Source organism: Rhizobium sp. BK456, from assembly GCF_014194045.1.
In the GTDB taxonomy this organism is placed as follows: domain Bacteria; phylum Pseudomonadota; class Alphaproteobacteria; order Rhizobiales; family Rhizobiaceae; genus Rhizobium; species Rhizobium redzepovicii.
Window position 1 is genome coordinate 867,569 of sequence record NZ_JACIAO010000001.1, and the last position, 19,100, is coordinate 886,668.

The 19,100-nt window shown below is 62.7% G+C and carries 22 protein-coding genes, 1 tRNA gene and 1 riboswitch; of the genes, 13 read left to right on the top strand and 10 right to left on the bottom strand.

The features are described from left to right. The first annotated feature begins 10 nt into the window (after window positions 1–10). The gene (locus FHX03_RS04565; RefSeq protein ID WP_183852729.1) at window positions 11–472 is read left to right on the top strand and encodes a carboxymuconolactone decarboxylase family protein; all 462 of its coding nucleotides are present in this window, start codon (window positions 11–13) and stop codon (window positions 470–472) included. 377 nt (window positions 473–849) lie between these two features. On the opposite strand, the gene FHX03_RS34890 is transcribed toward FHX03_RS04565, so the two are convergent. The 3 genes from FHX03_RS34890 to FHX03_RS04575 all read right to left on the bottom strand — a co-directional run bounded on the left by FHX03_RS34890 (window position 850) and on the right by FHX03_RS04575 (window position 2,891). After that, window positions 850–984 (bottom strand): hypothetical protein, encoded by a 135-nt coding sequence (locus FHX03_RS34890; protein ID WP_275617445.1) that lies wholly within the window; start codon window positions 982–984, stop codon window positions 850–852. 131 nt (window positions 985–1,115) lie between these two features. Further along, complete coding sequence (locus FHX03_RS04570; RefSeq protein WP_097624783.1) at window positions 1,116–1,751, bottom strand: YitT family protein; 636 nt, start codon at window positions 1,749–1,751, stop codon at window positions 1,116–1,118. A gap of 207 nt (window positions 1,752–1,958) precedes the next feature. Beyond that, window positions 1,959–2,891, bottom strand: a complete 933-nt coding sequence (locus FHX03_RS04575; protein ID WP_183852731.1) for a class I SAM-dependent DNA methyltransferase — start codon at window positions 2,889–2,891, stop codon at window positions 1,959–1,961. A 174-nt stretch (window positions 2,892–3,065) separates the two neighbouring features. Here FHX03_RS04575 and FHX03_RS04580 point away from each other — a divergent pair, with 174 nt between their 5' ends. The 3 genes from FHX03_RS04580 to FHX03_RS04590 are packed head-to-tail and all read left to right on the top strand — an operon-like array spanning window position 3,066 to window position 5,201. Then, window positions 3,066–3,332 (top strand): DUF6460 domain-containing protein, encoded by a 267-nt coding sequence (locus tag FHX03_RS04580; RefSeq protein ID WP_064836366.1) that lies wholly within the window; start codon window positions 3,066–3,068, stop codon window positions 3,330–3,332. 1 nt (window position 3,333) lies between these two features. Continuing rightward, complete coding sequence (locus FHX03_RS04585) at window positions 3,334–3,831, top strand: CAP domain-containing protein (RefSeq protein WP_183852733.1); 498 nt, start codon at window positions 3,334–3,336, stop codon at window positions 3,829–3,831. Between the two features lie 29 nt (window positions 3,832–3,860). Further along, window positions 3,861–5,201 (top strand): MATE family efflux transporter, encoded by a 1,341-nt coding sequence (locus FHX03_RS04590; protein ID WP_183852735.1) that lies wholly within the window; start codon window positions 3,861–3,863, stop codon window positions 5,199–5,201. On the opposite strand, the gene FHX03_RS04595 is transcribed toward FHX03_RS04590, so the two are convergent. Then, a complete protein-coding gene (locus FHX03_RS04595) occupies window positions 5,177–6,265 on the bottom strand; it encodes a quinone-dependent dihydroorotate dehydrogenase (protein WP_183852737.1) in 1,089 nt (362 codons plus the stop codon). The genes FHX03_RS04590 and FHX03_RS04595 overlap by 25 nt on opposite strands. Further along, entirely contained in the window at window positions 6,262–6,615 is a 354-nt protein-coding gene (locus FHX03_RS04600) for a DUF952 domain-containing protein (RefSeq protein ID WP_183852739.1), read from the bottom strand. The genes FHX03_RS04595 and FHX03_RS04600 overlap by 4 nt, the downstream gene beginning before the upstream one ends. 118 nt (window positions 6,616–6,733) lie before the next feature. Between FHX03_RS04600 and FHX03_RS04605 the strand changes: the two genes are divergently transcribed. The 5 genes from FHX03_RS04605 (at window position 6,734) to FHX03_RS04625 (ending at window position 9,876) form a co-directional block, all read left to right on the top strand. Further along, window positions 6,734–7,132 carry a hypothetical protein gene (locus FHX03_RS04605; RefSeq protein WP_183852741.1) on the top strand — a complete coding sequence of 133 codons (399 nt, stop codon included), beginning with the start codon at window positions 6,734–6,736 and terminating at the stop codon, window positions 7,130–7,132. Between the two features lie 93 nt (window positions 7,133–7,225). Continuing rightward, window positions 7,226–7,873: a response regulator gene (locus FHX03_RS04610; RefSeq protein ID WP_012556514.1), complete on the top strand. Its 648-nt coding sequence runs from the start codon at window positions 7,226–7,228 to the stop codon at window positions 7,871–7,873. A gap of 113 nt (window positions 7,874–7,986) precedes the next feature. After that, the gene (locus FHX03_RS04615) at window positions 7,987–8,664 is read left to right on the top strand and encodes a helix-turn-helix transcriptional regulator (RefSeq protein WP_012556513.1); all 678 of its coding nucleotides are present in this window, start codon (window positions 7,987–7,989) and stop codon (window positions 8,662–8,664) included. 11 nt (window positions 8,665–8,675) lie between these two features. After that, window positions 8,676–9,380, top strand: coding sequence for a thermonuclease family protein (locus FHX03_RS04620; RefSeq protein WP_183852743.1), 705 nt, complete (start codon window positions 8,676–8,678; stop codon window positions 9,378–9,380). Window positions 9,381–9,462: 82 nt separating this feature from the next. Continuing rightward, window positions 9,463–9,876: a tellurite resistance TerB family protein gene (locus FHX03_RS04625; RefSeq protein ID WP_003570543.1), complete on the top strand. Its 414-nt coding sequence runs from the start codon at window positions 9,463–9,465 to the stop codon at window positions 9,874–9,876. Window positions 9,877–9,990: 114 nt separating this feature from the next. Here the strand turns inward: FHX03_RS04625 and FHX03_RS04630 are convergent, their stop codons facing one another. Then, complete coding sequence (locus FHX03_RS04630; protein WP_183852745.1) at window positions 9,991–10,866, bottom strand: transporter substrate-binding domain-containing protein; 876 nt, start codon at window positions 10,864–10,866, stop codon at window positions 9,991–9,993. Between the two features lie 540 nt (window positions 10,867–11,406). Here FHX03_RS04630 and FHX03_RS04635 point away from each other — a divergent pair. Next, complete coding sequence (locus tag FHX03_RS04635) at window positions 11,407–13,413, top strand: methyl-accepting chemotaxis protein (protein ID WP_183852747.1); 2,007 nt, start codon at window positions 11,407–11,409, stop codon at window positions 13,411–13,413. A gap of 324 nt (window positions 13,414–13,737) precedes the next feature. Here FHX03_RS04635 and FHX03_RS04640 read toward each other — a convergent pair whose 3' ends face one another. After that, complete coding sequence (locus tag FHX03_RS04640; protein ID WP_097624776.1) at window positions 13,738–14,121, bottom strand: VOC family protein; 384 nt, start codon at window positions 14,119–14,121, stop codon at window positions 13,738–13,740. A gap of 363 nt (window positions 14,122–14,484) precedes the next feature. Between FHX03_RS04640 and FHX03_RS04645 the strand changes: the two genes are divergently transcribed. Then, entirely contained in the window at window positions 14,485–14,763 is a 279-nt protein-coding gene (locus FHX03_RS04645) for a hypothetical protein (RefSeq protein WP_183852749.1), read from the top strand. Between the two features lie 22 nt (window positions 14,764–14,785). Here the strand turns inward: FHX03_RS04645 and FHX03_RS04650 are convergent. Beyond that, a tRNA-Gly gene (locus FHX03_RS04650) sits at window positions 14,786–14,859 on the bottom strand. A gap of 58 nt (window positions 14,860–14,917) precedes the next feature. Further along, on the bottom strand, window positions 14,918–16,012 hold the full coding sequence (locus tag FHX03_RS04655; protein WP_183852751.1) for a 2'-deoxycytidine 5'-triphosphate deaminase: 1,095 nt from the start codon (window positions 16,010–16,012) through the stop codon (window positions 14,918–14,920). 73 nt (window positions 16,013–16,085) lie between these two features. Next, window positions 16,086–16,164, top strand: a riboswitch (SAM riboswitch). Between the two features lie 42 nt (window positions 16,165–16,206). Here FHX03_RS04655 and FHX03_RS04660 point away from each other — a divergent pair. Together FHX03_RS04660 and apaG are read left to right on the top strand one after the other, a co-directional pair. Further along, window positions 16,207–17,391, top strand: coding sequence for an O-succinylhomoserine sulfhydrylase (locus tag FHX03_RS04660; protein WP_183852753.1), 1,185 nt, complete (start codon window positions 16,207–16,209; stop codon window positions 17,389–17,391). Window positions 17,392–17,643: 252 nt separating this feature from the next. Continuing rightward, a complete protein-coding gene (apaG, locus tag FHX03_RS04665; protein ID WP_003588769.1) occupies window positions 17,644–18,036 on the top strand; it encodes a Co2+/Mg2+ efflux protein ApaG in 393 nt (130 codons plus the stop codon). A 388-nt stretch (window positions 18,037–18,424) separates the two neighbouring features. On the opposite strand, the gene FHX03_RS04670 is transcribed toward apaG, so the two are convergent. After that, complete coding sequence (locus FHX03_RS04670; RefSeq protein WP_183852755.1) at window positions 18,425–19,012, bottom strand: hypothetical protein; 588 nt, start codon at window positions 19,010–19,012, stop codon at window positions 18,425–18,427. Window positions 19,013–19,100 lie beyond the last annotated feature (88 nt).

The window sequence follows — 19,100 nt, forward strand, 5'->3', positions numbered from 1 at the left end:
GGAGAAGACCATGCAACCCCGTTTCAACTTCGCCAAAGCCGCCCCCGATGCCTACAAGGCGGTCGTCGCACTCGAGCAGTACGTCCAGTCTTCCGGGCTGGAGCGCCGCTTCATCCACCTGATCAAGCTGCGCGCCTCGCAGATCAACGGCTGCGCCTATTGCGTCGACATGCATGTGAAGGAAGCCCGCCATGATGGGCTCTCCGAGCAGTGGATCAACCTGATGTGCGTCTGGCGGGAATCGCCTGTTTATGACGCCAGAGAACGGGCACTGCTCGGCTGGGTCGATGCGGTGACGAACCTTGCCAAAACCGGCGCACCGGATGCCGATTACGAGGCGCTGAAGGCGCATTTCTCCGAGGAGGAGATGACCAAGATCACCGTGGCGATCGGCGCGATCAATATCTGGAACCGGCTTGCCGTCGGCTTCCGCTCGCAACATCCGATCGATGCTGCCGTCAAGGCCGCTTGAGGCCAATGCCACGGGGTTGAGGCTGGGGGCTGAACCCAGGCAAACGTCGGGGCCACACGGCACCGCGTTGAACCAGGAAGTGCGACGTGTCATCCGCTGCGTCAACGGCGAGTTTGGCAAAACAGGCCCCTACCCTCCGTCATCCCAGGCCTTGAGCCTGGGACCAATGGCCCCGCCGCGGTGGGGCGGCGTGGATCCTCGGATCAAGCCCGAGGAGGACGGAGTGTGGGGTGATTTTTGGAGCAAGAACAGCGAGGAATCGGGGCCCGGCTGCGACTTTTACGTGGGCTTCTCAACTCCATCATCTGCCCTCCCGGCGCCTTCATGATGGCATCCCGGCGACCGACCCGAAAAATTCGGGTCGGTTGAATATAAGGTCACTCGTAATTCGGAGTGGCTCGTACAGCAACGGCGTCAGGCGATAAGCCCGAAAGGTCGATGCTGTTGAAGAGGTCGCGGACGACTTTCGCGATTTCCTCTGCGGAAGCGCCTTTGGCGTATTCTTCCTGCATGCGGCGTCTCACAAGCTTTTCCAAATCTGACATAACTCACCTCATCAAATCCGGCGCGGGAAGAAGTGTCGCGCCGGGAGGGACTTCAGGCAAGTTACGTTTTGTTTAGAATGGCTTACCGATTTGTAATGTCAGAGCGCGATGTACCTGTCGGCGCGATGGTTGATGGCGACGAAGAGGTTGAGGACGACGGCGCCGAGGACGGAATAGAAGACCACCGGCGGCGTGGCGACGAAGAAGGCAGCGGCGAGCACGCAGAGGTCGATGGCGAGCTGGACGAGGCCGGCGCGGATGCCGAACCGCTCCTGCAGATAGACGCCGAGAATGCCGACGCCACCGAGACTGGCGCGGTGGCGATAGAGCGCCAGCACGCCGAAGCCGAGCAACAGGCCGCCGAGAAGGGCGGCCCAGGCCGGGTGGATGCTGGAAATGGAGAAGAAGCGCGACTGCACGTCGGCCAGTACCGAGGTCAGGCCGATGGCGACGAAGGTCTTGATCGTGAAAGCCATGCCGAGACGCTTCCAGGAGAGCCAGAAGAACGGCAGGTTGAGCAGGAAGAAGGCAAGGCCGAAATTGACGCCGAAGGCATAATGCAGGAGGAAGGCAACACCGGCGGTGCTGCCGGTCAAAAGCCCGGCACTGGCGAGCACGTAGAGGCCGAGTGCGGCGACCAGGCTGCCGGAGAATATGCCCTGCACGTCCTCGATCGGGGCATGGCGCGTAGCGCTGGTATTCCAGAAGCCAAGGGCATTGATGAGCTGTGTCATGTCGCCAGTCTCCAACAGCAGACGCGTTCGGGAACACGTCCGGGGAAAAGCCGGACGCGGTGGTTTGATTGTGAAATGGACAGGATCGCCCGGCGTTTTTGGCCGCGCTTTCTGCGGATAGCTGTGCAATATCAGTGTTCTGGCGTGCCGATCAAGTGAAATAGGTAAGCAATGTTGTCCTATTAAAAAATCGCAAGAAATATTCGCTCACGCGGGTTTGCGCGTAAGAAACAGAATGCCGGCAACCGGTTTGCCGCCATCTTTGCGAATGACCGTCTTGACGATCTTCAGGATTTCGAGGCCGTGGCGGGCAGCGAGCTGCCTCACATAGGCCTCCGAATGGGCGTAACGCAGCGACGGCGCGAGGTGGAAGCCCCCGCTGTCCCCTGCATCCTCGACGGAAAAGGCGATGTCGGCGCCCGATGCGGCGAGGTCCTCGATGATGGCAAAGACGCTTTCGAGATTGCCGAGATACATCAGCACGTCGGCGGCCGTTACCAGCTCGGCGCGATGGCGCGCGGCGTCGGCGAACAAGCCGGAGAAATCGGGCGCCAGCGAGAGATCGGCCTGAGCGAGGTGATCATAGACTCCCTTCTCGGCGGCTTTGGCCAGCATGTTCTGCGAGAGGTCGAAGCCTTCGAGGCGGCTGACGCCCGCTCGGATCTCGGGGCCGAGCAGGCCGGTGCCGCAGCCGAGATCGACGGCGCGTGCGTAATGCCTGCCGGTGGATGCGACGAGGGCTGCGAGCTTCTGCGGGACGGTGTAATCGAGTTTTTCGACGAGCGCCGATTCGAAACGGTCGGCATAGTCGTCGAACAGGCGCTCGACATAGCGGCTCGGCGGCCGGTCGGGTGTGGCGCCGGCGCCGAGAAGGACGAGTTTGAGGGCGGCGCCGAAAATGTCGTCGGGATCAAGGGTAAGGGTGTTGCGATAGGCCTCGATCGCGGCCTCGCCGCTGCCCGCCTTTTCGCGATAGGTGGCAAGGCGATACCAGCCGGCGGCCCAGCCGGGCACGAGTTCGAGGGCCTGTTCCATCAGCTCGGCGGCCGCTTCCGGCTCGCCGCCCTCGTCGAGCATTCGGGCATAATCGGCGCGGCGGTCGGCGATGACGTCGCCTGAGGAAAGCTGGTGGGGCTGCATCATCGGCTCTTTATTTGACGCATGTCGTTGCGCTGCACAGTTTTACGTGGCCCGCATCTGGCGGCGGCCACAAAAAAACTCAAGTCCTATTTCAGAGGCGAAGCGGCCAATCCCCGAAAGGGCTTGCAGGCAACACGCCGCAACCTTATTCCAAGGGCAAACAGGAGATGGCGCATGTCCGATCAGGTGAACAGGTTCCTCGGCGATTCCTTCGCCCGCACATTGATAAAGCTTGTCGTCGTGTCGCTGATCGTCGGTTTCGTCATGACCGTGTTCGGCCTGACGCCGTGGAACATCATCTATGGCTTCCGCGACTTCATCCTGGAGATCTGGCATCGCGGTTTTTCAGCGCTCGGGCGCGTCGGCGACTACCTCCTCCTCGGGGCGACGATCGTTATCCCGCTTTTCGTCATCCTTCGCCTTTTCAGCTATCGCCGGTAACATGACATCGATCGATCTTTCCAGGCGCAGCCTGCTCATCCTTTCCGGGCTTTCGCTTGCCGCCGGCATCGCCGGCTGCACCACCACCTCGCACCTTGCCGGCACGCCTTCGAACGGCGAGGACGAAACGGCGAGCGTATTGCCGCTGGTCAACCAACTGAGAGCGAAGAACGGCTTGCCGCCGCTAGCTGTCGATCCGGCGGCGAGCACCGCCGCGCTGTTCCAGGCCAAACGCATGGCAAGTGCGGGTAAGATGGCGCATCTGATGGGGCTGACCGACAGTTTCGGCGCCCGTGTCAAGGCGAGCGGCGTCCGGCTGCCGGCGGCGGAGAATATCGCCTCCGGCCAGCAGAGCGTCGATGCGGTGGTGACCGCCTGGATCAACTCGCCGCATCATCTGGAAAACATGCTCGGGCGCTATGACGGCCTCGGCGTCGCCGTTGCCCACAATTCAGCTTCCCGGAACCTGCCCTATTGGGCCATGGTGCTGTCGAGCTGAGGCGATTCGGCCTCGATATCAGGCCATGGATGGATACGCACAATAACAGGTTCGCCTTCGAGGTGACGCACCGGCTGGTGCTGTCGATCGCCATTCCGATGACGCTCGGCTTCATGACGACGCCGATGCTCGGGCTGACCAACACCGCCGTAGTCGGCCGTATGGGTGATCCGGAAGCGCTGGCGGGGCTGGCGATCGGTGCGATGCTGTTCGATCTGATCATGGGCAGCTTCAATTTCCTGCGCGCCTCGACGACCGGCCTGACGGCGCAGGCCTATGGGCGGCGCGACCAGCACGAGCAGCAGGCGGTCTTCTCCCGGGCGCTGATTTCGGCGCTCGGCTGCGGGCTGGCTCTGCTCTTTCTTTCGCCGCTGCTGAATACGGCGGGGTTGCGGCTGATGGGCGCGGAAGGCGCGATCGCAGAGGCGACCAGCACCTATTTCTCGATCCGGATTCTCGCTGCACCGGCTGCACTTGCGAATTACGCCATTCTCGGCTTCGTGCTCGGGCGCGGACAGGGCAAGATCGGGCTGCTGCTGCAGGCGATCATCAACGGCATGAATATCCTGCTGTCGATCTATCTCGGCCTGACGCTCGGCTGGGGCGTGGCGGGAGTCGCCTGGGGAACGATGGCCGGCGAGATGGCCGGCGCGCTTGCCGGGCTTTTCATCGTGCTTAGCGGCTTTGCCAAGGCCGAGCGGCCGGCATGGGCGGAGATCTTTTCGCGGCATCGGCTGGCCGAGCTTTTCGCCCTCAACCGCGACATCCTGATCCGCACCTTCGTGCTGATCGGCGCCTTCACCATCATGACGCGGATCGGCACCAGCTTCGGCGCGGTCACACTTGCCGCCAATGCCGTGCTGATGAATTTCGTCCTGCTCTCCAGCTATTATCTCGACGGGCTTGCCAATGCCGCCGAGCAGATCACCGGCCGGGCGATCGGCGCACGTTACCGGCCGGCCTTCGACCGCGGGCTGAAGCTGACGATCCTGTGGTCCTTCGGGCTGGCAGCGATCGTTTCCGCTTTCTTCTTCCTCGCCGGTCCCTGGCTGATCTCGGTGCTGACGACTTCGCCCGAGGTGCGGCAGGCGGCAGCAACCTATCTGCCCTGGGCGGCGGTGACCGGCCTGACCGGCGCACTCGCCTTCCTGATGGACGGAGTCTTCATTGGCGCGACATGGTCGGCCGAGATGCGCAACCGGATGCTGATGTCCTTTGCCGGCTACCTCGCCATGCTTGCCGTTTTCGTGCCGCTCGTCGGCAATCACGGCCTGTGGCTTGCTATGAACGCCTTCCTGCTCTTCCGGGGCTTTTTCCTGGCCGTGCTGGTCAAGCCGCGGGCCGATCAGACTTTTCGCGCCGCCCAGTAATCCAGCCTGCTGTCGCGCAACTCGCCGATCCCGGATGCCTTTTCGCGGTCCATGAGTTTGGAGAAGCCGCGGACAATATCGCCGGGCAGGCCAGGGCCTTCATAGACCATGCAGGAATAAAGCTGGACGAGATCGGCGCCCGCCCTGATCTTCTCCAGCGCGGTTTCGGCCGAGGAAACGCCGCCGACACCGATGATCGGCAGCGCGGGGCCGACGCGCTTGCGCATTCTGGCAAGCACGGCAGTCGATTTTTCGAACAGCGGCACGCCGGAGAGACCGCCCGTCTCCCTCGCCTGGCGCTGATCTTTCAGTCCGTCACGCGACAGCGTGGTGTTGGAGACGATCAAGCCATCCAGCGCATGCGAGAGCGCTTCCGCCGCGATATCGTCCATGCCTTCCTCGGTCAGATCCGGGGCGATCTTCAGAAAGACCGGCACCTTGCGGCCGGAGGTCGCCGCCATCTCGTCGCGCGCTGCCAGCACCGCCGACAGCAGCGTTGCCAGGCTTTCCCGCGCCTGCAGGTCGCGCAGGCCGGGCGTGTTCGGCGAGGAGATGTTGGCGGTGAAATAGCGCGCCACCGAATGGAAGCGGCGGATGCCGGCGACGTAATCGGCGATGCGATCCTCGCTGTCCTTGTTGGCGCCGATATTGACGCCGACGATGCCCTTGCCGCTCAGCGCCGCGAGGCGCGCGAAAGCGGCCTCATGGCCTTCATTGTTGAAGCCGAGGCGGTTGATGACAGCCTCATCCTCGACCAGGCGAAAGATGCGCGGCCGGGGATTACCGGCTTGCGGTTTCGGCGTCACCGTGCCGATCTCGGTAAAGCCGAAGCCGAGCTTCAAGAGCGCCTCTGGCACCTCGGCATTCTTGTCATAGCCTGCGGCCATGCCGAGCGGGTTTTCGAAGGTGAGGCCGGCGACGGTCTGGCGCAGGCGCGGATCGGGCGTGATCTGGCACGCGGGCACGAGGCCGGATTTCAGGGCGGCGATCGACATGCCGTGCGCCGTTTCCGGATCGAGCAGGAAGAGACCGCTGCGGGCGAGACGTTTGAAGGGATCGATCATGGCTGCAGCTCCGGGAAGATATGGGCGCCGGTCTCGTCGAGCGGCAACGCCGCTTCCCAGAGCACGGCTTCAAGCGGCAGATCGGCATAGAGATGCGGGAAGAGATCGCCGCCGCGCGAGGGTTCGAATACCAGCTTGTCACCGAAGCCCCCGCCATCGACGGCAATCAGCAGCAGGCCGGCCTGGCCGTTAAAATGCAGCGCGGCGGTCTGCTTGGCCTGTTCTGCCGTCGAGAAATGGATGAAGCCGTCCTTGAGATCAATGCCGGCGCCATGAAAAATGCCGGTTTGTCTGGCTTGCTGCCAGAGCGTTTCCGTCACGATCTTGTAAAGGGTCGGTGTCAGGGTCATCATGGCCTCGCGGTTGCTGGTCCTCGATCACCAGCGCTTTGCCGGAAAGAGGCGGCGATGTCCACGCCCCGGCGCTTAAAAACAGGACCCGCACAAGCAAAATCCGGAGGATGAGACGATGAAGATTTTGGTTCTCACACTTGGCGTTCTTCTCCTGCCGTTTGGCGCGGCCGCAGCCGAGGCCGATGCAAGTCGGTTCCAGCTGGAGAAGAGCGGCGACCATTTCGTCCGGCTCGACCGGCAGACCGGGGCCATGTCGATCTGCCAGGACAAGGACGGCGCCCTCGTCTGCCGGATGGCGGCCGACGAACGGGCGGCCTACGAGGACGAACTCGACCGGCTGTCCGAGCGGGTGACGAAGCTGGAACAGGGCGGCCCCATCCAGCGCGCATTGCCGAGCGATGCCGAGATCGACCGCTCGATCAGCATCATGGAGAAGATGATGAAGAGTTTCATGGGGATGGTGAAGGAGTTTCAGGCTGAGGAAAACACCAATCCCCTTCCGCAGAAGACCTGATCTGATATAGTCATATCACTAGGCATGCATGCAAACCTCGGAGGGGACGGCGGCGCATGCAGGCACGATCGGGCTCTTGGGAGGGAGTTTTCGATGCAGGAACAGACCATCATCATTGCGGACGATCATCCGCTGTTTCGCGATGCGCTGCGCCAGGCCGTCATCGGCATGGAAGGCCGGCAGGCGATCGTCGAAGCCGGCGATTTCGCGGCGGCGCGCAAGGCGGCAGGCGCCCATGCGGAGGCCGACCTCATGTTGCTCGACCTCGCCATGCCCGGGGTCAGCGGCTTTTCCGGCCTGATGGCGCTGCGCTCCGAATTCGCCAGCCTGCCGATCATCATCGTCTCGGCAACCGACGATGCGACGACGATCCGTCGGGCGCTGGAACTCGGCGCCTCCGGCTTCATTTCCAAATCCGCCGGCATCGACGACATTCGCCGCAGCATCCAGACGGTGCTTGCCGGCGACATTGCCACGCCGGAAAACTACCGCGGCGGCCAGGAGCAGGATCCCGATGTCGCCGACCTGATCCACCGCCTGCATACCCTGACGCCGCAGCAGAGCCGGGTGCTGACCATGCTCGGCGAAGGGCTGTTGAACAAGCAGATCGCCTACGAACTCGGCGTCTCCGAGGCGACGATCAAGGCGCATGTCTCGGCGATCCTCTTGAAACTCGACGTCGACAGCCGTACGCAGGCAGTCATCCAGCTCGGCAAGATCAACATGGCGATGGTCGCCTGAAACCCTTGCAATAACAGGATTTTATTCCTCCTTTGCCTTTACTCCGGCGGCACGGTCGGTTAATATTCCGACCGGCTGACGCGCGGATGAGCCGCGCACGGAATCGGGCGCCTATGCTGTCACACGATCAGATCTGGGGAGCGATCGACAGGCTTGCCGAGCGGCACGAACTGACGCCATCCGGTCTTGCGCGGCGTGCCGGGCTCGACCCTACCTCCTTCAACAAGTCGAAACGGCTTTCCGCCGATGGGCGGCTGCGCTGGCCCTCGACGGAATCGATCGCCAAGGTGCTCGACGCCACCGGGGCGAGCGTCGAGCAATTCCTTGCCTTTCTGCAGCCCGATGCCGGTTTTTCCAAGCGGCCGGCCGGCCAATCTGACGGCGCCTTTCCGCCGCAGGGCAGTTCAATCCCGCTGCTCGGCTTTGCCCAAGCCGGCGCCGGCGGCTTCTTCGACGATGGCGGTTTTCCGGCCGGCCAGGGCTGGGACGTGGTGGAATTTCCGGCGGCGCCGGCGCAGAAATCAGCCGTCTATGCGCTGGAGGTGCAGGGCGAGAGCATGATGCCGCTCTATCGCGACGGCGACGTGCTGATCGTCGAGCCCGGCGCGCAGGTGCGCCGCAACGACCGCGTCGTCGTGCGCACATGCGAGGGCGAGGTGATGGCCAAGGTGCTGCTGCGCCAGAGCCCGCGCTCGATCGAGCTGATGTCGCTCAATCCCGAGCATCCCAACCGCACCCTCGAGCTTTCCGATGTCGATTGGATCGCCCGCATCATCTGGGCCAGCCAATAGGAAGATATTCCATGCGCCCTGCCGCCATCTTCACAGGTCTCATAGGCATGGTGGTGGTGGCCGGCCTGCTGATGGCGGGTGAAGCAAGGCTGCGGGGCGGCACGGCCGAAGGCGAGCCCGTGCCTGCCGAGGAAACGGTGGCCGCGGTGGATCCGCCCGCGCCAGCCGGCGAACCGGCTGCGATTTCGGAGGACCGGGCCGAAGTGATCGTCCGCTCGACGGAACCGGCGGCGCCCTCCCTCGGGGCTGCCGACGGCACGGCACCCAAAGTCGCCGAGAGCGAGAAACGGGCCGAGACGGCCGCCGGGCAGACGGCAAGCCCAGCCGCGAAAAAACCGGTGGAGCTGGCGCGGCCGGCAGTCGAAAATGCCGGCCTTCTCTCCTTCGGCGAGCGCAAGCTGCAGCTTGCCGGCATCCTGCCGACGCCGGCCGACAAGATATGCGGGCCGACCGGCCGGCAATGGCCCTGCGGCATGATGGCAAAGACCGCGCTGCGCCAGCTCTTGCGCAACCGCAGCATCGCCTGCGATCTCGACGCTGTTGAATGGACGGAAACGGCGACGGTCGCCTGCCGGCTCGGCACGCAGGATCTCGGCGCATGGCTTGCCGAAAACGGCTGGGCCGAGGCAGCGGCGGGTTCGCCGCTGGCATCGGCCGCCGAGAAGGCCAGGCAAGCCGGAAAAGGCCTTTACGGCGACGATCCGCGCCGGAGATAACCGGCGGTCTTGACAGGGCGCCGATCCCTTGCAATGCCGGCTGCCAATTCCCACTCTGGGCTGATCGAAAAAGGAATCAGAGATGAACAAGCCGCTTTCCGCCCATGATGCGCTGATCTACGTGATGGTGATGGCCTCAGCCGTCGACAGCACGATGAACGACCGGGAGATGGAAAGGATCGGACAACTGATCGGGTTCCTGCCGGTTTTCCGGGACTTCGACGACGACAAGCTGATTTCGGTGGCGCGCGACTGCGCCTCGCTGCTGGCCGGGCCCGAAGGCCTCGACGTCGTTCTCGAAACCGTGCGCGACACCCTGCCGGCAAAACTCTACGACACCGCCTATGCGCTGGCCGTCGAAGTCGCTTCCGCCGATCTCTCCGTCAAAGCCGAGGAACTGCGGCTGCTCAGCCTGCTGCGCGACCGGCTCGGCCTCGACAAGCTCACCTGCGCGGCGATCGAGCGCAGCGCCATTGCCCGCTTCCGCAAGGGATAAGGCATGTCGCGCAAAAGTGTGCCGCGGTTTTGCGGCAACGACATGCGCAAAAACAAAGAGCTAAAGCGCGAGGAGCGAATCTGAAAGATCGCGCCGCGCTTTAGGCTTGAAGGCTCAATAAAGCCCGTAGGGAAAATAGCGCAGATAGATTTCCTGAAGCCGGCCATTGCGCGACAGCGTGGCGAGCGCATGGTCGATCGCCGCCGTCAGCACGCTATCCTTTTGCCGCAGCATGATCGTCATGCCCTCGCCAAGGAAATGCTCGGAGAGATAAGGGCCGTCGAACAGGGCGCAGCATTTGGCCGAGGCCGGCGAGGAGACCCAGAAGGAGAGCTGCAGCGCATCGGCGAAGGCGGCATCGACCTTGCGATCCTTGAGTGCTGTAAGCAGGGCGTCCTTGGTGTCGAAGGTTTGGGCTTTGATCGCCGGAAAGAACGCGGCCAGCATCGCCTCGTGCACCGTGCCCCTGACCACACCGACCGGGTGCGCCGAAAGGGCGGCAGCCGTTTTGCCGTCGAGCGGCACGGCGAGATTGCGCACGAAGCGGGCCGGCAGCATCAGATACGGCCGGGAGAAGACGAATTGCCGGCGCAGCTCCGGCGTCACGGCAAGGCCGGCGATCACGGCGTCGCCCTGCGAGGCGGCGAGCGCATCCTTCAAATCGGCAAAGGGGATCGCCTGGATCTGGCACTTGTCCGAAATCTCCAGCTCGCTGCAGATTTCGCGGGCGAGATCGACGTTGAAACCGGAAAGCTTGCCGTTCTGATCGGTAAAATTGAACGGCGGAAAATCGACCGAGGTCAGGAAGCGCAGGCGGACCAGCGAGGAGAGATCGGGCCGCGCCAGACGTTCACGCGCATCGAAAAGCAGCGGCAGCGAGGGTGTTGCCTGCTGGGCGGATGCGGAAAAGCCAAAAGATAGAGCGCCCAGAAACAGGCCGAACGCGAGAAACCCCTTCACAGCCAGGGATGCCAACTTGGATTGCATCATCGTGATCTTGGTCTCGGATTAAGCGCGAAGCGTGTGGTGTCGGCGAGATGTAGCAGAGTCATGCGGGACGGGGAATATGCATGGGACGGATCGTGCCACATCCGCCCCTCATCCGGCTGCCGCCACCAACCGGGGTCGAGCCACGCGTCTCGACCCGTCCTTCGGACCCCCGCCTGCGGGGCGAAGGGGATATGTCGCGACCTCTCCGTCCCTCGCTGACCTCTTTGATGGGCCGTCCCCTCTTCCCGTCAGAACGGGGAGAGGGTTAGGGCGAGAGGCAGCCTTCGGCGCGGTGGCAGCCGGAGCGGCTTGCCGGTTGACGCTCCCAAAAATCACCGCGGCGCCGCCCCGCCGTTAGCGCGGAATTAAAGAATATCGCCTCTATTTGTGACGACGACACGGACCCGCCGGCCGATTGCATGATGCATGCGTCAACCCCGCAATAATCCCCGAGCCGCGACACCGACGCAGTGCTCTGTTTGCAACAATTGATTTCAAAGAACCGGGCGTGCGACGCCCGGTCAACCGGGTGACATTTCCATGAAGCATCTGAAAATCCGCACGAAAATCATATCGGTCGTGGCGCTGCTGGGGCTGATCACGATGGCCGGGCTGGTCTATGTCGTCGCCGAATTCCGCCGTGCGGACGCCGCCTACAGCGCCTTCATCGATCATGAAGCACTGGCCTCGATGCAGAGTGCGCGCGCCAGCGCCTCGGTGGTTGCCTCGGTGCTGCAGGTGAGCCTGCTTGCCGACATGAAGCCGGATACGCCGGCATTCCAGACGACGCTCGCCACGCCGAGCAAGCTGCCGCAGGCCCGCGAGCGGATGAAAGATGCGTTGGCGCTGGTGCCGAGCCGCAAGCCGGCGATCGACGACATTCAGGCGGGCATCGATGAGATCGAAACGCTGGCGAACAAGATCATCGAGCAGAGCAAAGCCAAGGACGGCGCCGGGGCGCAGGCGAACGTTGCTCTGATCAATGCCAAGCTCAATGCGCTGACGCCGAAGATGATCGCCAACAATGATGCGATGATGGCGATGCTCAACGACGGCGGCGACGCGCTTTCGGCTTCGGTCAACGGGCGGATCGTCTTCTGCCTCGTTCTGATCGGCATCGCTGTGCTGCTCGCGGTCGGCTTCAGCGTGGTCGTCGCCCAGATGGGTATTGCCGGCCCGATGACGAGGCTCAACCTGCGCATGACGCGGCTTGCCGAGGGCGATACCGCAAGTGAGGTCGGTGGGCTCGACCGCGGCGACGAAGTCGGCCAGATGGCTAAGGCCGTGTCGATCTTCCGCGACAACGCGATCGAGCGTGCGCGGATCGAGGCGCGTGCCGAAGCCGACCGCAACCTTAGCGACGGCGAGCGCCGCGAACGCGAGGCGCAGCGGACCCGTGAAGCTGCGGAGCTCGAAGGCGCCGTGACCGCGCTCGGCGACGGCCTGCGCCGCCTTGCCGCCGGCGATCTCGCCTCGCATATCGACCAGCCTTTCGTCGCCCATCTCGACGCGCTGCGCGAGGATTTCAACAATTCGGTCGAGAAGCTCAACGAGGCGCTGCATACGGTCGGCGCCAATGCCCGGGCGATCGGCGCCGGTGCCAACGAGATCCGCTCTTCCGCAGACGAGCTTTCCCGGCGGACGGAACAGCAGTCGGCCTCCGTCGAAGAGACGGCGGCAGCACTGGAGGAGATCACCACGACGGTGCGCGACGCCGCCAAGCGCGCCGAGGAGGCGAGCCAGCTCGTCGCCCGCACCCGCCTCGGCGCCGAAAAATCCGGCGAGATCGTCCGCAAGGCCGTCTCCGCCATGCAGCAGATCGAAAAGTCTTCGGGCGAGATCTCCAACATCATCGGTGTCATTGACGATATCGCCTTCCAGACCAACCTCTTGGCCTTGAATGCCGGCGTCGAAGCGGCGCGTGCCGGCGAAGCCGGCAAGGGCTTTGCCGTCGTTGCCCAGGAAGTGCGGGAGCTCGCCCAGCGCTCCGCCAAGGCGGCAAAGGAAATCAAGGACCTGATCACCAATTCCGGCACACATGTGCAGACCGGCGTCTCGCTGGTCGGCGAAACCGGCAAGGCGCTCGATTCGATCGTCCAGGAAGTGCAGGAAATCAACCAGCACGTCCACGCCATCGCCGAAGCCTCGCGCGAACAGTCGATCGGGCTGCAGGAGATTAACACCGCCGTCAACACCATGGACCAGGGTACGCAGCAGAACGCGGCCATGGTCGAGCAGTCGACAGCCGCCAGCCACAGCCTGGCGACGGAAGCGACAGCGCTGAACAACCTGCTCGGCCAGTTCAAGCTGACCGGCACCGGCGGCTTCGCCGCTGCCGCGCCGATTTTCTCTGCCCGACCGCCGGCAGCCGCACCGCGCGCCGCCGCGCGCCCAGTGGCCAAGGCACCCGCGATCCGGGTCGCGCGGGAAGGTGCGGCCCGCCCGACCGCCTCGCCGGCCCGCGCCCTCGGCCAGACCCTCGCCAACGCCTTCGCCGCAACCGACAGCGCGCCGAAGGGCCAGGATGGTGACTGGACGGAGTTCTAAGCAGCAAATCTCGGCACGAAGCACGAGAAGGCGTGTCCTGCGAGACGTGAGCGAGGAACAGAGAGGTTGCCGCAAATTCTCTTCTCCCCTCGGGGAGAAGGTGCCGGCAGGCGGATGAGGGGGCTACGCGGAAAGCCCTCCCGTCACAATCTATCCCACTGTCGAAGCCTGCATGGACGTCGATGAAAAGACCGGCTTCGCCGGCCCCCTCACCCGCCCTACGGGCACCAGCCTGGGCGAGCCACGGGTCTCGCCCGTCCTTCGGACCCCCGCTCCGGAGAAGAGGCAATCGCAAGGCCGCGGCATCTCCTCCTTTCGCCGCGTTTACCTGGCCGGCCGCCACCCAACTTCCACGAGGATATTCCCCGGCGCCGTGCAATAAAACAGCCAGCCGCCGCGCATAGCGGCCGGCGGGCCGGAGAGCTCCACGCCGGCGGCAACCAGCCCGGCGTGAACCCTATCGACATCCGCCCTATCAGGCAGAATGAAGCCGATATGATAGGTCTGGCGCTGCAGTTCGACCTGGTCGGCAATGCCGAACTTGGCGATGGCGTGGCTGAGGACGATTTCGAGGCCGGTATCGTCCTCCAGGATCGCTAGGCCGTTGTTACCGCGCATATCCTTCAGCGTCAGGCCGAAATGGCGGATGAAGAAGTCCGCCGTTTCAGCGATATCGGGTACGTGAAAATCGAGATGGTTCAGGCGCATGACAGTCTCCGTTCAAAAAAATCCCGGGACTGCAATTTGCCGTCTCCGCACGCCGCCGGGATCCCGCATCTGATGCAGATCACGTCGCGGGTTCTCGTGCCATAGGCTACGGAGCAGAGCTTCTTTGAGAGCGCTCGTGACGCTCTGACGGAAGGGATCGGGCTTACCTCAACCGATCCTGCCTTTTTCGACGCTGCCGATCTAGCAGACGGCGCCGGTTTCGGCAATGAAATAGCCCGCGCCCGATCACGGCGTCCCAAGCAGCGTTTCTCGAAGGATTGAAGGCGGATACGCCGTTTCATCTGGCGAGCGTGATCCGATCGGGAGTAAGATCGCATCCTCGGCGCATCGGAAGGGATGGACATGAAACCCGCACTCATCGGCCTGATCGGCGGCCTCATTCTCACCGGGTGCAGCACCGCCACCTATAGCGGCCCCGGCCTGGAGCCGATCCCGGGAAGCATCACCTATAACGGCCAGCCACGCAGCAAGCTCACCAAATCACCTGCTGGCTCCGCCTTCCCGCATGATTTCATCGACCAGTATGGCCAGCAGGTGGAGGAAACCTACATCATCCAGCCCGACCGGAGCCTGATCATCGCGCACCGCCGGTACAAGCCGATCCGGTTTTTTGGGGATTAGAGAAGTTCGCTGGAAAGGCAGTTGGAGCGGGTGAAGGGAATCGAACCCTCGTATTCAGCTTGGGAAGCTGCTGCTCTACCATTGAGCTACACCCGCGATCCGCTGAGATTTCCAACAGATGGGGGCCGCTGTCAAGCCGCGCGGGACCGATCTCTCAGATGCGGAAGTGTTTCGAGAGTTTGAGGCCCTGGGCCTGGTAGTTGGAGCCGAGTCCGGAGCCGTAGAGGCTGGTCGGTTTTTCCTGCATGTGCTCGTAGACCAGGCGGCCGACGATTTGGCCGTCTTCGAGGATGAAGGGCACTTCGTGGCTGCGCACTTCGAGCACGGCGCGGCTGCCGCGACCGCCGGCCGGTGCGTGGCCGAAGCCCGGATCGAAGAAGCCGGCGTAATGGACGCGGAATTCGCCGACCAGCGGATCGAAGGGGGTCATTTCGGCGGCATAATCCGGCGGCACGTGCACAGCCTCCCGCGAGACGAGGATATAGAACTCGTCGGGATCGAGGATCAGTTCGTTGCGGCCGCGGCTATAGAGCGGCTCCCAGAAATCGAAGATGTCGTGCTGATCTTTCTTGTCGACGTCGACAACGGCGGTGTGGTGCTTGCCGCGATAGCCGATCAGGCCGTCTTCATCTCCGGCAAGGTCGATTGACAGCGCGATGCCGCCGCCGGAGACGTTCGGCTGTTTGCTGGCGACCAGCGTTTCGCTTTCATGCAGCTTCAACAATTCCGGCTCGCCGAGCAGGGCCTGCCCGACGCGGAAGCGGATCTGCGACAGGCGCGAGCCGCGGCGCACGACGATCGGGAAGGTGCGTGGGCTGATTTCGAGATAAAGCGGGCCGGCATAGCCAGCCGGGATCTTATCGAATTCCTGGGCGTAATCGGTGATGACGCGGGTGAAGATATCGAGCCTGCCGGTCGAGCTCTTCGGATTGGCCGAGGCCGACATGTCGGCCGGCAGCGCCAAGCTCTCCATCAGCGGCACGATATAGACGCAGCCGGTTTCGAGCACCGCACCTTCGGAAAGGTCGATGACATGCAGGCTAAGGCGGTCGAGCTTGTCCGAGACCAGGTGCGAGGGGCCGGGCATGAAGCTGGCGCGCACGCGAAAAGCCTTGGCGCCTAAGCGCAGGTCGAGGCTTGCCGGCTGGATCTGGTCACGGTCCAGCTCCCGTTCGGAGATCAGACGCCCCGTTTCGAACAGCGCCGAGATCGCGCGGTCCGCCAGAATTCCCGTTTCACGAGCCATCATGCCTCATCCATCATTTGCCGCCGACAAAACCAAATACGGGGAATTGACGCAAGCAGCTAACAGCAGTATTGCAGAATTATCCCGTGGTGATTTGGCCGGTCGGCTTGCAGCCACGTTAAACAAGTGGCTAAAAAGACCGGGTTGAAACCGGTCTGCTTTTGCGGCCGGTTTTTTTGTTATGTGAAGGTGATGGCATGAGCAAGACCTGGCGCCCGGCAACCCAACTCGTCCACGGCGGAACCTTGCGTTCGCAATATGGCGAAACATCCGAGGCAATCTATCTCACGCAGGGCTTCGTCTATGAGACGTCGGAGGCGGCCGAAGCCCGCTTCAAGGGCGAGACGGACGGCTACATCTACGCCCGCTACGGCAGCCCGACCAACGACATGTTCGAAAAGCGCATGTGCATGCTCGAAGGCGCCGAAGACGCCCGCGCCACCGCTTCCGGCATGGCGGCCGTCAGCGCGGCCATCCTCTGCCAGGTCAAGGCTGGTGATCATATCGTTGCCGCGCGCGCCCTCTTCGGCTCCTGCCGCTGGGTGGTGGAAACTCTGGCGCCGAAATACGGCATCGAGTGCACGCTGGTCGACGGCCGTGATCTGGAAAACTGGGAACAGGCGATCCGGCCGAACACCAAGGTGTTCTTCCTGGAAAGCCCGACCAACCCGACACTCGAAGTGGTCGATATATCAGGTGTCGCCAGGCTCGCCAACCAGATCGGCGCCAAGGTCGTCGTCGACAATGTCTTTGCGACGCCGCTCTTCCAGAAGCCGCTGGAACTCGGCGCCCATATCGTCGTCTATTCCGCCACCAAGCATATCGACGGCCAGGGCCGCTGCCTCGGCGGCGTCGTGCTTGCCGACAAGGACTGGATCGACGAGAACCTGCACGACTATTTCCGCCACACCGGCCCGGCCATGTCGCCGTTCAACGCCTGGACGCTGCTGAAGGGCATCGAGACGCTGCCGCTGCGTGTGAAGCAGCAGACGCAGAATGCCGCGAAGATCGCCGATTTCCTGGCTGAGCAGAGCAAGGTCGCCAAAGTGATCTATCCCGGCCGCAAGGACCATCCGCAGGCCGACATCATCGCCAAGCAGATGACCGGCGGCTCGACCCTCGTCGCCTTCGAGCTGAAGGGTGGCAAGGAGGCGGCCTTCGCGCTGCAGAACGCGCTCGAGATCATCAAGATTTCCAACAATCTCGGCGACAGCAAGAGCCTGATCACCCATCCTGCGACGACGACGCACAAGAACCTCACGGAGGAGGCGCGCGCCGAACTCGGCATTTCCCCGGGCACGGTCCGCCTTTCGGCCGGCATCGAGGATACCGACGATCTGATCGAGGATTTCGCCAAGGCGCTTGCCAAGGTCTCGGCCTGATCCCACCCATGGCGGCCGGACCCCTCGGGGGTTCGGCACGCCACGATGTGATAGGCCGGACCTCACTGCGGTCCGGCCGGGGAACAAGTTCGGCGGTGCCGGCGTTCGGAAGTGAAATTAACACTGTCAATTAGGCTTAACGATCGAAACAGCTTGGATCAGGACCGTTTTAGTCACGATCAACGTTCCGTTTCTTGACGGACAGCGCCTCTTATAAGATACGGGTAACATATCTTGACTAAGGTGCAAGGCATGTATCGCGCCCTCACAAAAGATATCGAAGTCGTCGTCGAGCCATTCTATCTGGAGGAGCAATCCGATCCAGAAGACGATCGCTATGTCTGGGGTTACCGGATTGTCATCAGCAACAATTCCGCCATCGCGGTTCGCCTGGTCAACCGCTACTGGAATATCACCGACCAGAACGGACAGGTGGACGAGGTGACCGGCCCCGGCGTCGTCGGCGAACAGCCGCGTCTCAGCCCCGGCGACACCTACGAATACTCCTCCGGCTGCCCGCTCGACACGCCGTCCGGCCTGATGTTCGGCCATTACCAGATGGAAACGGATGAAGGCGAGATGTTCGATGTCGACATTCCCGCTTTCTCGCTGGATTCACCGGGGCTGTTGCGCGTGCTCAACTGACGGGTTGCTTGTCAGTTCGAACGCGAACGCCGTGCTTGCCGCATGGGTCCTCGGGTCAAGCCCGAGGACGACGGAGGGTGGGGCAACGACCGGCAAGAGGCGAGCGGCCGGCAGCAAATTCATCAAAAGTGTGCAGCGGTTTTGTTGGATGTGGGTTCGCTTTACGTGCTTCTTACGCAAAATCGTTTGCGCATTTTGCTGGAATTCCGAGACGTCCCGCCTCTTGCCGCTCGTTTCTCCCAACGCTCCGTCGTCCTCGGGCTTGACCCGAGGACCCATGCGGCAAGCACTGCGCTCGGACGCGGCCGGCTGCAGCCTTCCAGTCAGTACCAACATGGGCGCCGTACCCCCCGCCGTGGATCCTCGGGCTTGCCCAGTCAGCAATCAACTAAAGGTCAAAAAGATCCGAGGCTTGGGTGCCTGGCTTTGATTCGAACGGATCTTTTGATTGTGGCGGCCCCGGCTGTTTCATGACCGCATCGTTTACCGCCTTTTGGCAAGCGAGCAACTCATCCGCTGCCCTCTCGGAATCTTTCAAACCGAGGGCAACAATCTCTTTTCCGTTAAAGCGGGCGCGGAAACTCAGTTTACCAGCGAACTCCTCAATCAAGTCGGTATCGTCGGTATCGATCCACAATGATTTGAGGCCATCGAGATCAAGACCTCTCGCATCAGCCGTCCATCGAGACTGGTCTAACGAGAGTTCGATGGGATAATGCTTACCTTTCTCCAAGGATTTCCAGTTCGGATTTCCAAGCAGAATGTACAGAGGTTTGTCCTTTTTTCGGAAATTGAAACCGAGACGAAAAATGGTGTCATCATCAAAGGAAGTCAGAACAAAACAGCCATTGTCTAAAGTCGGGTCGACAGCCACGGTCCAGCCCCCGACCTCTTTCCATTGGATTGCCTTATCATCAGCCAAGCCAATTCGTGGCATCGCAGCCATGAGTGCGACTACGACATAAAAAATACGCATGAAGTCCCCATCCCCGAACCAATTGGATAATTGGTGCACAGTGACTACCGAAAGTCGAGTCACCGTGCTGCATCATCGCTAATCTTTT